General features: G+C 69.1%; 8 protein-coding genes and 1 tRNA gene. 3 read left to right on the top strand and 6 right to left on the bottom strand.

The features are described from left to right. Positions 1–10: 10 nt before the first annotated feature. On the bottom strand, positions 11–1,594 hold the full coding sequence (locus CQ034_RS00955) for a S1C family serine protease (RefSeq protein WP_105709619.1): 1,584 nt from the start codon (positions 1,592–1,594) through the stop codon (positions 11–13). Between the two features lie 98 nt (positions 1,595–1,692). Between CQ034_RS00955 and CQ034_RS00950 the strand changes: the two genes are divergently transcribed. Then, positions 1,693–2,895 (top strand): aminotransferase class I/II-fold pyridoxal phosphate-dependent enzyme, encoded by a 1,203-nt coding sequence (locus tag CQ034_RS00950; protein ID WP_105709618.1) that lies wholly within the window; start codon positions 1,693–1,695, stop codon positions 2,893–2,895. 30 nt (positions 2,896–2,925) lie between these two features. On the opposite strand, the gene CQ034_RS00945 is transcribed toward CQ034_RS00950, so the two are convergent. Next, complete coding sequence (locus CQ034_RS00945) at positions 2,926–3,747, bottom strand: carbon-nitrogen hydrolase family protein (RefSeq protein WP_105709617.1); 822 nt, start codon at positions 3,745–3,747, stop codon at positions 2,926–2,928. A 94-nt stretch (positions 3,748–3,841) separates the two neighbouring features. Here CQ034_RS00945 and CQ034_RS00940 point away from each other — a divergent pair. After that, positions 3,842–3,915: transfer RNA gene (locus CQ034_RS00940), tRNA-Met, on the top strand. A 187-nt stretch (positions 3,916–4,102) separates the two neighbouring features. Here the strand turns inward: CQ034_RS00940 and CQ034_RS00935 are convergent. Then, positions 4,103–7,012 (bottom strand): UPF0182 family protein, encoded by a 2,910-nt coding sequence (locus CQ034_RS00935; protein WP_105709616.1) that lies wholly within the window; start codon positions 7,010–7,012, stop codon positions 4,103–4,105. A 76-nt stretch (positions 7,013–7,088) separates the two neighbouring features. After that, positions 7,089–8,180, bottom strand: a complete 1,092-nt coding sequence (locus CQ034_RS00930; protein WP_105709615.1) for a PDZ domain-containing protein — start codon at positions 8,178–8,180, stop codon at positions 7,089–7,091. A gap of 117 nt (positions 8,181–8,297) precedes the next feature. Between CQ034_RS00930 and CQ034_RS00925 the strand changes: the two genes are divergently transcribed. Then, a complete protein-coding gene (locus CQ034_RS00925; RefSeq protein ID WP_105709614.1) occupies positions 8,298–9,722 on the top strand; it encodes a zinc-dependent metalloprotease in 1,425 nt (474 codons plus the stop codon). 861 nt (positions 9,723–10,583) lie between these two features. Here the strand turns inward: CQ034_RS00925 and CQ034_RS00915 are convergent. Next, on the bottom strand, positions 10,584–12,305 hold the full coding sequence (locus CQ034_RS00915; protein WP_029262034.1) for an ATP-dependent helicase: 1,722 nt from the start codon (positions 12,303–12,305) through the stop codon (positions 10,584–10,586). Next, positions 12,302–13,183, bottom strand: coding sequence for an NAD(+) diphosphatase (gene nudC / locus CQ034_RS00910; protein WP_105709612.1), 882 nt, complete (start codon positions 13,181–13,183; stop codon positions 12,302–12,304). The genes CQ034_RS00915 and nudC overlap by 4 nt, the downstream gene beginning before the upstream one ends. Between the last annotated feature and the right edge of the window lie 49 nt (positions 13,184–13,232).

The following is a 13,232-nucleotide window of genomic DNA, read 5'->3' as shown; positions in this document are numbered from 1 at the left end:
GAGGCTCGGGTCAGCCGGCCAGTTCGCCGAGGGTCACCTCGACGTCGTAGTCCTTGCCGTTGCGGACATATGTGACGGTGGCCTTGCTGCCGGCCGCTGCCGCACGCACCTGCGCGGTGAGGTCGGTCGCGCTGGTGATCGGCACCCCGTTGAAGGAGGTGACGATGTCGCCCTTCTCGATGCCGGCTGCGGCAGCAGCCCCGCCCTCGTTGGCCTTGGCGATGTAGGCACCGGCGACGGTAGCGCCCTCGATGCTCGATGCGTCCTGGACGGATGCGTTCAGCAGACCGTGGGTCGCTGCGCCGTCGGCGATGATCTCCTCGGACACTCGCTTGGCGATGTTCGAAGGGATCGCGAAGCCGATGCCGATCGAGCCGGACTCCTCGGAGCTGCCCGAGCTCGCGATCGCCACGTTGATGCCGATCAGCTCGCCCTTGCTGTTCACGAGCGCTCCACCGGAGTTTCCGTGGTTGATCGCGGCATCCGTCTGGATGACGGCGATCGAGATCGACTCCGAGGTCTGCTGCTGCTCGCCGCTGCCGGGGATGTCGAACTGGAACGGCCCCTGGCCCTGGCCCTCGGGAGACTGCTCCTGCGGCGCGTCTTCGGCGGACGAGTCGGGCAGAGCGGAGGACGCGATCTGGATGCTCCGGTTGAGCGCGCTCACGATGCCGGTCGTCACCGAGTTCGCCAGGCCCAGCGGGGCACCGAGCGCAACGGTCGTGTCGCCGACGTTGAGCTTCGACGAGTCGGCGAAGTCGATGGGCGTGAGTCCCTGGGCGTCCTTCAGCTTGATCACGGCAAGGTCGTAGATCGGGTCGGTGCCGACGACGGCGGCCTCGTAGATCTTCCCGTCCGACGCGGTCACGCGGATGGTGGGATCTGCCGCTGCACCGCCGAGCGTGACGACGTGCGTGTTCGTGAGCACGTAGCCGTCGTCGCTGATGATCACGCCGGAGCCGCTGCCGGCTTCCTGCGAGCCGGCGACCTCGATGGTGACCACGGACGGCAGTGCGGAGGTCGCGACCGCGGTGGTCTCGTTGACCGAGCCGGGGTTGTTGACCGTCACGGTCTGCGGCCCGGTCGCCGTGCCGGAGGAAGGGGTGTCCTGGAGCCCGTTCAGCAGCGCGCCGCCGCCGAAGCCCGCGACGCCGCCGACGAGTGCGGCCGCGACGATCAGCGCCGCGAACTTCGTGCCCCCGCGCGACTTCTGCTCCTTGGTCTTGGTGCCATCGCCGACGAGCGGCTCCGCGCCGTACGGCTGCGTGGGCTGCGTGTGCGACGCCGTCGGGATACCGAAGGCCGCGCCCGAAGCGGCGCCCGTCGCCGGCGCAGATGGCGCGCTGAATGCGTGCGGCACCGGCGCGACCTGCGGCGCTGGCGACACGTGCGACGTGAACGTCGACGGCACCTCGTGCCCCTGCACCGGTGCACCGGGCGTCGGCGCGGCGGTGGCGGGCGCGGCGGATGCCGACCCGGTCGTGTCAGCGGCGGCAGGCGTCGCCGGCTGAGCGGCGACCTCTGCAGCCTCGGTGGACGGCACGGCGTCGTTCGACGCGGGTGCCGAGTGGTCCTGGGTGTTGTCTTCGTTCATGGTGTGTGCTCCTTCAACGACCACTTCAGAATGACGCCTGTGTCTGTGTGTTCCTTATGTCGACGATGAGTTTCAGCTATGGCCTTAGCCTGTTCTTCATGAGTGTCATTCCCGGCGCATGGCGGCGCACGGCGGCCGGTGCAGGCCTGCTCGCCGCAGACGGAACCGTCGCGCCCACCATCTTCGCAGAGATGTCCGCCGCCGCAGCCCGTACCGGGGCGATCAATCTCGGACAGGGCTTCCCCGACGAGGACGGACCATCGGAGGTGCTCGAGGCCGCCCGCAGCGCGATCGCCCACGGAGCCAATCAGTATCCGCCGGGTCGCGGCATTCCCGACCTGCTCGCCGCCATCAGCGAGCACCAGCGGCGCTTCTACGGCCTCGACGTGGACCCGGCCGACGAAGTGATCGTGACGGCCGGCGCCACCGAGGCGCTCACGGCGACGCTGCTCGCGCTGATCGACGGTCCCGACGACGAGGTGGTCGTCTTCGAGCCGTACTACGACTCGTACGCCGCGGCGGTGGCGCTGGCGGGCGCACGACTGCGCACTGTCCCCCTCCGCGCTCCCGACTTCCAGCCCGACCTCGATCAGCTCGCCGCGAGCGTGACGGACCGCACCCGGATCATCCTCGTCAACGATCCGCACAATCCCACGGGTGCGGTCTTCGGTCGCGACGTGCTCGAGGAGGTCGTCCGGCTGGCCGCACGGCACGACGCCGTCATCGTCACCGACGAGGTCTACGAACACCTGGCGTTCCACGCGCCGCACACCCCGATCGCCACACTCCCCGGAGCGGCCGAGCGCACCCTCACCATCTCCTCGGCGGGCAAGACCTTCTCCGCGACGGGATGGAAGATCGGCTGGGTCCACGGGCCCGCCGACCTCATCACCGCCGTCCTCACCGTGAAGCAGTACCTCACGTACGTGAACGGCTCCCCCTTCCAGCCGGCTGTCGCGGTGGGGCTCCGCTTGCCCGATTCGTACTTCACGGATGCCGCGACGGCACTCGCCCGCAAGCACGAGATCCTCGGCGAAGGACTGCGCACCGCAGGATTCACGGTGTACGCCCCGCAGGGCGGCTACTTCACGGTGGCGGACGCGACGGCGCTCGGCGGCGCGGACGCCGCAGCATTCTGTCGTTCTCTGCCGGAGCGCGCCGGAGTCGTGGCGATCCCCCTGACGGCGTTCGTCTCCGAACCCCACCGGCACGAGTACTCGGGCCTGGTGCGCTTCGCCGCCTGCAAGCGCGTCGACGTGCTCGAGGAGGCGGCTTCGCGGCTGGCGCGGTTCTCCGCCTGACCGGCTCTCCGCTCGCAGCGGATCACGCCATCAGCGCGGTACGACCGCGTATCTCCGCGCGCGCAGCGAGGGATTGCTCCGGCGCACCCGCTCGATCGCGGCGGCCTCCACGACCGCGACCGCGATGCCGGGGGCTGTCCCCACCCCCGCCAGGACCACGCCCTGCGGGTCGATGACCTGCGAGTGGCCGACACCGATCGGCGTCGGGTGATCGGCCGCGACCACGTAGACGGTGTTCTCGATCGCGCGCGCGGCGAGCAACGTCGTCCAGTGGTGCTCCTTGAGTGGACCTCGGACCCACTCGGCGGGGACGACCAGGACGTCGGCCTGCGCGTCGACGAGAGACCGGGCGACTTCGGGGAACCTCAGGTCGTAGCAGGTCATGAGCCCGAAGCGGAGTCCGCCGAGCTCGAACGTCGCGGCCTCCCCCACTTCCCCGGGTTCGATCCAGTCGGACTCGGTCTGCCCGAAGGCGTCGTAGAGATGCTGTTTGCGATAGACGGCGAGGATGCCGTCACCGCGCACTGCGACGACAGCGTTCCGCACTCGATGCCCATCGGAGGCTCGCTCGACGAGGCCGGCGACGATCACCACCGCGCGGTCGGCGGCCAGCGCGGTCAGAGTCTCGACGAACTCGCCGTCGAGACCCTCCGCATTCGCGGCGAGGGTGTCGTCCATCGGGTCGACGAAGTAGCTCGAGTACTCGGGGAAGACGATCAGCTTCGCGCCCCGCGCGGCAGCGTCGGCAGTCAGTTCCGCGATCTGCGCGAGGTTGTCGGCTCGGGAAGCGGTCGGCGCGAACTGGCACACGGCGACGGCGACGGCGACGGCGACGGCAGGGGTCTCAGGCATATCCCCATCCTCTCGCATCGACACGCCCGGGGCGTCGCGCAGGGCGGCCCCGATTGGCCGGGCCCCGGGATCCGTGATAAGTTACTTCTTGTGCCGCGGGGTGGAGCAGTTCGGTAGCTCGCCGGGCTCATAACCCGGAGGTCGCAGGTTCAAATCCTGTCCCCGCAACAAATGAAAGGCCCTCTGACTCGGAGAAATCCAGGTCAGAGGGCCTTTCGCTTTGCCCGGATGAGTCCGATGATTGCGAGGACGAGTCCGACGATTGCGGCGACGAGCCCGAGGATCACATCGGCCGGAGACGAGAATGGGCGCCCCCGAGGGGGCGCCCATTCTGCTCTCCGTGACGAAGGGGTGATCACTCCCCCGCTGCGGACTCCAGCTGTAGCAGCTTCTCGACCGCCGCGGTGAGGCGCTCGTCGGCCTCGGCGAACTTGGCGAGGTCACCGGCCTTCAGTGCCGCTTCACGGTCGATCAGGGCCTCCTGCGCCGAGGCCAGGGCGTCCGCCTCGGCGTTCGTCGGCTGCGTGGGCTCTGTCGGCGTCTCTCCGGTCTCCGGATCCTCTGTCCCGGGTTCGGTGGGTTCGACCTCGTCGTCACCACCGGTCGCACCGGAGTCACCGCCGAAGAGGGTGTCGAGCGCCTCGGTGAGGGTGTTCTCGAACGCGACCCGGTCACCGAAGGCGACCAGCACCTTCTGCAGACGCGGCAGCTGCGTTCCCTCGGACGACTGCACGTAGACGGGCTGCACGTAGAGCAGACCGCCACCGACGGGCAGCGTCAGCAGGTTGCCGTAGATCACCTCGGACTCCCCCTGCTGCAGCAGGTTGAGCTGGGGAACCACCGACGTATCGGAGTTGTAGGTGTTCTGCACCTGACCGGGACCGGGAACCGTGGTGTCGGTGTCGATCTCGAGCATGCGCAGCTGGCCGTAGCCCTCTGCCTTCTTGCCCTTCTCGGAACCGGCATCCGAGTCCACCGCGAGGTAGCCCATCAGCACGTCACGGCTTCCGCCCGCGCCCTGCGAGTTCGGGATGAACGTCGAGAACATCGAGAACCGCGGCGAATCCTGGCCGGGCATCTGCATCGTCAGGTAGTACGGCGGCTGCAGCATCGCCTCGCTGCGCGGGTCGTTCGGCGTCTGCCAGCGGTTGTCCTGCTGAGCGAACGAGCCGGCCTTGTCGACGTGGTAGACGCCGAGGACGTCACGCTGCACCTTGAACAGGTCGGTCGGGTAGCGCACGTGGCTCATCAGCTCGCCCGACATGTCGCTGATCGGCTTCAGCGTCGACGGGTAGATCTTCTGCCAGGTCTTGAGCACCGGGTCTTCGTCATCCCATGCGTAGAGCGTGACGGAACCGTCGTAGGCATCGACCGTGGCCTTGACCGAGTTGCGGATGTAGTTGATGTCATCGATGGCGAGCGTCGGTGACGGGACGTTGGAGTCCGCGATCGCGTCGGACAGGCTGACGCTCGTCGAGTACGGGTACGTCGAGCTGGTCGTGTAGCCGTCGACGATCCACACGATACGACCGTCCACCACGCTCGGGTACGGGTCGCTGTCGAGCTCGAGGTACGGAGCGACCTTCTGCACGCGGGTCTTCGGGTCACGGTCGTACAGGATCTGCGATTCCTCGTTCACCAGGTTGGAGAACAGGATCTGCTCCGACTGGAACTTCAACGCGTAGAGAAGCTTCGTGAACGTGTCGCCGATCTGCGGACCGCCGCTGCCCTCGAACGTGGTCTTCGTCTCGCTCGAGCCGTCCTTGCCGCGCGGGTAGTCGATCTCCGCCGGCTCGGAGCCGTCGGGAGCCCCGACGATCGAGTACTCGGGCGAGTTCTCGCCGAAGTAGACCCGCGGCTCGAAGTTCTCTCGGTCGGACAGGAACCCGGAGGTCGGGATGCCGCGCTCGAGGAACACGGGCTCACCGTCGGTCGTCCGCTGGTTGCCCGCGGCCGCGACGAGGCCGTAGCCGTGGGTGTAGACGGCGACACGGTTGTTCCAGTTGTCTCCGTCGCCGAGACCCGACATGTCGAGGTCGCGCACGGACACCACGGTGTCCTGCATCTTCCCGTCGATCTCGTACCGGTCGACGTCCATCGTCTTCTGGAATTGGTAGTACCCGCGGTACTGCTCGAGCTGACGGACGGTCGGCGGGATGACCTTCGGGTCCATGATACGTGTGGACGCCGTGGTCTCCGCGTCGGCGCGCAGCTGGCCGGCCTCGGCATCGGTCTTGGCGGCGAAAGGCGTCGTCTCGAGGTTCGCGACCCCGTACGCCTCCTTCGTGCCGTCGATGTTCCGCTGGTAGTACTCGGCCTGATAGGCGTTCTGGTTCGGCTTCACCTGGAAGGTGGTGACCACCCAGGGGTAACCGACGCCGACGACCAGTGCGGCGACGATCAGCAGTGCCGTGGCCGCGAGCGGGAAGCGCCAGCGGCCGATGACGGCCGTGACGAAGAAGAGGATCGCGACGACGCCGGCGATGATCGCGAGGATCGCGAGGCCGGGGATGGTCGCATTGACTCCCGTGTACGCGGCACCGGTGATGCGGTCGTCGGGCTGCACCAGCGTCTTGTACTGGTCGAGCCAGAGGCTCGCCGCCTGCACGAGCAGGTAGAGCCCCGCGATGACGGCGAGCTGGATGCGAGCGGGCTTGGAGATGCGCAGCTCACCCTGGCCGATGCGCACCGAGCCGTAGAGGTACGACACGAGCGCCGTGACCAGAAGCGACAGCAGCAGGACGGCCGAGACGAACGCGAGAAGGATCGAGTAGAACGGCATCGCGAACATGTAGAAGCCGGTGTCGATGCCGAACTGCGGGTCGACACTCGAGGTGGCGACGCCGTTGGCCCACAGCCACACGGTCTTCCACTGCCCTGCGGCGGCGAACCCGGCGAACAGTCCGAAGAAGATCGGCATCCCCCACATCGCCAGACGGCGCAAGGGTTCGATGACCTCCTGGTATCGGTCCAGCTGCGAGCTGAGTCGCACGTAGACCGGGCGCAACCGGTACGCGAGCTGGATCGCGACGAACAGGGGCACGGCCATCCCGAGGAAGCCGACGACGAACATCACCGCCGTGGCGATCCACTGCGTGGTGAGAACCCCCGTGAAGCCCACCTGATCGAACCACAGGAACTCGGTGTACAGGGAGGCGAACACGAAGAACACCGCGATCAAGGCGGCGATGATCACCAAGGAGATGCCGAGAATACGTCGGGACGTTCGAGGCGTGGCCGGATTCGATGCTGAGGGTGAGGTCACCCTTCCATCCTAGGCATCGCTCACTGTGCGCGGGCTGTCATCCCGATCACGGCGAGGTCACGGCCGCTCTCGAGGATCAGCCGGCGACGCGTTCGCAGGTGGGCAGCGAGGCGACGTCGCCGTCGTCCGCGATGACCTCGAGCGCCGCGAGCGACTCGTCGAGCGTGGCCGTGCGGATCACCTGCAGCCCGTCGGGAACGTGCCCGACGACCTCGTCGCAGTTGGCCTCCGGGGCGAGGAAGTACTCCGCTCCGGCGTCACGCGCACCGTACAGCTTCTGTCGGATACCGCCGATCGGTCCGACCGTGCCGGCGGCGTCGATCGTTCCGGTGCCGGCCACATTCTCCCCACCGTTGAGCTCGCCCTCGGTGAGGGTGTCGATGATGCCGAGCGCGAACATCATCCCGGCGCTCGGGCCGCCGACGTTGTCGAGCTGGATCGTCACGTCGATCTCGAAGTCGTAGTCGGTGCGGAGCGTGACGCCGATCAGCCAGGTCGTCACTCCCCCCTCGGTGTGCTCCTCCGGGGTCACCTCGACGCTCTGCTCCTCGCCGTCGCGCAGCACCGTGAGGGTCACCGGGTCTCCCCCGGCCTTCTGGATCGCGGCCCGCAGCTCCGTCGCCGACTCGACAGCCGTGCCGTCGATCCCGGTGATCACGTCGTCGGCTTCGAGGGTGCCGTCGGCCGGAGAGTCGGCGACCGCATCCACGACCACGACCTCTGCGCCTGTGTCGTAGCCGAGCTCGTTGAGCGCGGCCGCCGTCGCCTCGTGCTGCGAGTCGACCATCAGCGTGGCGTTGCGCTCGTCGCGCTGCTCGGTCGTGACCCCCTCGGGGAAGACCGAGTCCAGCGGCACGACAGCGCGCGACGAGTCCGTCCAGGCCAGCGCCAGCTCGAACCAGCTCGGGGTGCGCTCCCGGTTGCCGACGACTTGCACGGTGGTGAGGTCGAGGGTGCCCGCGGTCTCGAACGTCTCGGCGCCTTCGACCTTGATCAGGGGAACCTCGTCGCCCTCCTTGTCCGTCGCGGTGCCGAGGGTGTCGTAGACCGGACCCGGCCGCTGGATCACGTACGGCGACGGCAGGAATGTCAGCACGACGAGGGCGACGAGTGCGACGACCAGCGCCCAGACTCCGAGTCCGAGCTTTCCAGACCGCGTTCGATCCACTGCATTCCTCCGTCGTTCGCGGGCGGCGTACACCGATCTGCCCGCATCGGGTTCGCGCGCAGAAACCTGTGACTAGCGTAGAGGCCACGGCTTCAGACCTGCTGAGAGGCGAGCGACATGGCAGACAACGACCCCACCCCCGAGGACTTCCAGGAGTTCCTGCGAAGGATGCTCGCGAACCAGGGCGGTGGCGACATCGACCCCGAAGCGCTTCGAGGTGCCTTCGAAGGCATGGACGGCTTCACCCTCGACCCCGCGATGATGCAGACGATCATGTCGCAGCTCCAGGGCGCGTTCGGCGGCGACCCGTGGGAGAACGCGCTGCGGCAGGCCCTGTTCATCGCCAACCGCGACGGACAGGGCATCACCGAGGGCTCCCGCACCTCGCTCGCGGATTCCTTCTCCCTCGCGAACCTGTGGCTCGGCGAGGCCACCACGATCTCCGAGCTCTCCGAGGCGCCCACTGCGATGACCCGCGGAGAATGGGTCGAGAAGACGCTGCCGGTGTGGAAGGAGATCGCCGACCCGGTGTCGACCAGCATCGCCGACGCGCTCACCTCCGCACTCGATACGCAGGTCCCCGAGGAGATGCGCAGCGTCGTCCAGGGCGCGGGCAAGCTCATGCGCGGCCTCGGCGGCTCGGTGTTCGCCGCCCAGTTCGGCCAGGTGCTCGGCAACCTGTCGCTCGAGGTCGTGTCCGGAGGCGACGTCGGGATCCCCGTGCTCCCCGCGGGCACGGCCGCCGTCATCCCCCAGAACCTCACGGCATTCGGCGACGGCCTCGAGATCCCGGAAGACCAGATCGCGCTCTATCTCGCCACCCGGGAGCTCGCCTATGCCCGGCTCTACCGGCACGCGAAGTGGCTGCACCTGCACGTGATGGCGCAGATCACGGACTTCGCTCGGGGTGTGACCGTCGACGTGGACGCCCTCGAAGACGTGGCGAGCAGGTTGGACCCCTCCGACCCCGAGGAACTGCGCGCGGCCATCGAGGGCGGCGCGCTCCTGCCCGTGCAGAGCGAAGCGCAGCGCGAGGCCCTGACCCGACTCGAGAACCTCATCGCGACGATCGACGGCTGGGTCGACGTGGTGACCGCACAGGCCACCTCCCGCCTTCCGGACGGCGCACGGATCGCCGAGGCCGCCCGTCGCCGCCGCGCGGTGGGCGGACCCGCCGAGGACGCGCTCGGTGCTCTGGTGGGGCTGAAGCTGCGACCGCGGCGCATGCGCGAAGCATCCGCCATGTGGCAGGCGGTGACCGATGCCGTGGGCATCAGTGCCCGCGACTCCCTCTGGGACTACCCCGACCTGATGCCCACGGCCGAGGACATCGACGACCCGAGCGCGCTCGTGGCCCGACTGCAGGCCGTCGAACGCGGCGAACAGCCCGTCGCGGACGAGTTCGACGAGGCGCTCGCTCGCCTGCTCGACGGCGACGACTTCTCAGAGGAGACACCGTCCGACGGCGATGACGACGGTACCGAGGGCGATGGCGGCACCGAGGGTGACGGCGGCCCCGCGGAAGGCGATCGCCCCGTCTGAGGATCCGACACCTGAGCACCCGACAGGCGAGGTTCCGACCTCGACGGGGACGGAAGGTGTCATCACCTCTCCTCCCCCGTCGGGGACACGCGCGGCAGTTGTCCACGGATGCCTCGACAACTCCCCGCGGGCGGCGGCGTCCCTCCAGAATCGGAGAGATGCCTCTCACACCGCCGATCCTCACGCGCCTCGACCCGAGTGCACCGCTGCTGTGGCGGGACGAGCACACGCTGCAGCTCGGTGACGACGACGGACTGCGCGTCGAGGCGGATGCCGCCTGGGTGGAGCTCCTGCTCAGCCGCCTGCGCACGGGTTTCCGCCGCGGATCGTTCGACGTGATCGCGCACGCCGCCGGGGCCCCGCGCGAGGCGGCGAGGGCTCTGCTCGCGCGCCTGGAGCCCGCACTGCTCGATGAGCCGACCGCGCCCCGCACGGCCTGGGTCGAGAGCATCGGCATCGACGACGGGCGCACCGAATACCGCATTCGGGATGCGCTCACGGATGAGGGTGTCTCCCTCGTCGATCCCGGGCGACGACCGGGCGTGGGCGTCGTACTCGTGCGAGGCGCCGCGGCGGCTCTGCAATTCGCGCGCCACCTGCGCGAAGACACCCCGCATCTGCCGGTGTCCTTCGAGCCGGGCAGGGTGACCGTCGGGCCGCTCGTGGTCCCCGGCGAATCCGCGTGCCTCGCCTGCCGCGATGCGCACGCCACCGCCCTCGATCCGGCATGGCCACTCCTGCACACTCAGATGATCGACCGCGACCCCGGCCCGATCCGCGCCGCGCAAGTCGCCGAGGCGGGTCGCCTCGCCGCCCTGCTCCTCGCCGGTGACCGAAGCGCTGACGGGCGCGTCGTGCGCGTCAGCGCGGACGGTTCCCGCGTGTGGCGTTCGGTGACATTTCACGAAGAATGCCGGTGCCGCGGCCTGTGGTCCCCATCTCAGCGAGGAACCTCGACGGAGCACGCTCCCCCCGTCCTGCCGATCTCGACCAGGACAGCGAGAGCGTTCGCGCGGCCCGCGTGACGCCCACGTAGGCCAGACGCCGCTCTTCGTCGACCGACTCGAAGGTCGTCGCGTAGGAGATCGGGAGTGAGCCCTCGGCCCAGCCGGCGAGATGCACATGCGGCCATTCCAGGCCCTTCGCCGCGTGCAAGGTCGAGAGGGTCACCGTCCGCATCGTGGGCTCGTGCTGGTCCTTGGCCCGCGCCATCAGCGCATCGCTGAAGCTGCGCAGGGTCGCGTCCGGTCCGGCTTCCTCGGCGAGCCGCAGGATGGCGCGCCGCGCCTCCCAGCCGCCGCGCTGCGCCCCACCGGCGGCCGGTGGCTCGTCGGTCAACCCGAGCTCGCGCAGCACCCGTTGCACCCCGGGCAGGAACCCCTGCTCGGTGGGCGCCACCGCCGCCGCACGCAGCGCCAGGATCGCCTGACGCACCTCCGGCATCGAGAAGAACCGGGTCCCGCCCAGCACCGTGGTCGCGACGCCCTCGACGGCGAGCGCCTGCTGCAGCATCGCGGACTGCGCGTGCGCACGGTAGAGCACGGCGATCTCCGAAGGGGATGCCCCGGCCGCGATCTGCGCAGAGATGGCGGCGGCGATGCCTGCGGCCTCTTCGCCCTCGGTGTCATAGGCGGTGACGGTGGGCGCATCCGCGGTGAACTGCTCTCGCGCCGGCACGAGCTCCAGCGCGCCGGGACGGCCCTGCATCAGCGCGTTCGCGACGGTGAGGATGGGGGGCTGGGAGCGGTAGTTCGTCTCGAGCCGCACCACCGTGGCATCGGGATGACGTCGTTCGAACTCGAGCAGGAACCGCTGTTCCGCTCCGGCGAAGGAGTAGATGGTCTGGCTGGCGTCGCCGACGACGCAGATGTCGTGTCGGTCGCCGAGCCACAGCTCCAGCAGCCTGTTCTGCAGCGGCGAGACGTCTTGGAACTCGTCGACCGTGAAGTGACGGTACTGCTCGTGGACGGATGCCGCGACCCGCGGTTCTGCCTCCAACATGCCTGCGCACGCGAGCAGCACATCCTCGAAGTCGAGTTGACGGCGATCGTCCTTCAGCGCTTCGTAGCCGCGCATGAGTTCGACCAGCTGACCGGCGTCGACGCCGCTGATCGGACGCCCGAGCGCCGCGTACTGCTCGATCGAGAGCATCGAGACCTTGCGCCATTCGATCTCGGACGCGATGTCACGAAGGGTGGCCGTGCTCGGGCGGAGCCGCATCGCATCGGCGGCCTGACCCAGCATCCGCACCTTGTTGTCGATGATCGAGGGCGCGGGCGAGCCGGCAAGCGTCGGCCAGAAGAAGTTGAGTTGCGCGAGGGCGGTCGCATGGAAGGTCCGAGCCGCGACGCCCTCGACGCCGAGCGCCCGCAGACGCCCCCGCAGTTCGCCTGCCGCCTTGGCGGTGAAGGTGACGGCCATGACGCGCGACGGCGAGTACGCCCCGGTGTCGACGCCGTGCGCGATGCGATGCGTGATGACACGCGTCTTCCCGGTACCGGCTCCGGCGAGCACCACGACGGGTCCGCGAAGGACGGATGCTGCAGCCCGCTGCCGCTCGTCGAGGGCATCGAGTGCGCTCACGCGTGTTCCTCGTACCAGTCGACGATCAGTGCACGGGCGATCGACGCGTGACCAGGAAGCCCGACCGGACCGTCTCCCGCGAGGGCGGAACCGATCTCGGCACGCGTGAACCACCGCACATCGATGATCTCCTCACCATCGGCGAGCGCCGTGGACTCCTCGTCGACGACGGCGCGGAACCCCACCATGAGCGACCGCGGGAACGGCCACGCCTGCGACGAGATGTAGCGCAGCGACGACAGGCGCACGCCGGACTCCTCCTCGATCTCGCGGTGGACGGTCGACTCCAGCGACTCCCCCGCCTCGGTGAAGCCGGCGAAGCACGAGTACATGCGGCCGCCCCAGTTCGCGTTGGCGCCGAGGAGCAGGCGTTCCCCGTCACGGCTCTCGACGGCGACGATCACGGCTGGATCCGTGCGCGGGAAGTGCTCCCGCCCGCACACGAGGCAGCGTCGCGACCATCCGCCGTTGCGCAGCTCGGTGCCACCACCGCAGGTGGGGCAGAACGGTGCGTCGCGGAGCCACCCGGCGAGCGCGATGGCACCGGTGAGCAGTTCCGTCTCCTGTCCGTCGATGCGACCGCCGAGATCGCGCAGCCCGAGCCACACCTCGTCGGGAGCGGTGTCGAGCGCATCGGTCTCCGGCGGGGCGGCGGCGAGGAGCAGCACGGTACCGTCGGCGTCGCGTCCGAGGAGAGCCCAGGTCGCCTCGACCACGGTCTCGGCGGGCACCCGCAGGAGCGTCGAATCGACGACTCTGACCCGCCCCTCGCGGACGACGATCACCCGGGTGGCCGGGTCGCCACGGAGGCGGCCGATGACGTCCGGCTCGTCGCGGAGTTCGGCTGCACGGTCGAGGGACGGGCGCGGAATGGTCATCGACTCCCTCTTTCACGGGCGTGGCGGAGGCGGGACCGCCCCTGAGCCG

It is taken from the genome of Microbacterium sp. MYb45 (genome assembly GCF_002979655.1).
Taxonomy (GTDB): Bacteria; Actinomycetota; Actinomycetes; order Actinomycetales; family Microbacteriaceae; genus Microbacterium.
The sequence above is the reverse complement of the archived record's forward strand: the minus strand, read 5'-3'. Positions and strand labels throughout refer to the sequence as shown.

What these genes read in the sequence shown, in the direction of transcription:
- CQ034_RS00955 (WP_105709619.1), bottom strand. Translation starts at nt 1,594, where the DNA reads ATGAACGAAGACAACACCCAGGACCACTCGGCACCCGCGTCGAACGAC.
- CQ034_RS00950 (WP_105709618.1), top strand. Translation starts at nt 1,693, where the DNA reads ATGAGTGTCATTCCCGGCGCATGGCGGCGCACGGCGGCCGGTGCAGGC.
- CQ034_RS00945 (WP_105709617.1), bottom strand. Translation starts at nt 3,747, where the DNA reads ATGCCTGAGACCCCTGCCGTCGCCGTCGCCGTCGCCGTCGCCGTGTGC.
- CQ034_RS00925 (WP_105709614.1), top strand. Translation starts at nt 8,298, where the DNA reads ATGGCAGACAACGACCCCACCCCCGAGGACTTCCAGGAGTTCCTGCGA.
- nudC (WP_105709612.1), bottom strand. Translation starts at nt 13,183, where the DNA reads ATGACCATTCCGCGCCCGTCCCTCGACCGTGCAGCCGAACTCCGCGAC.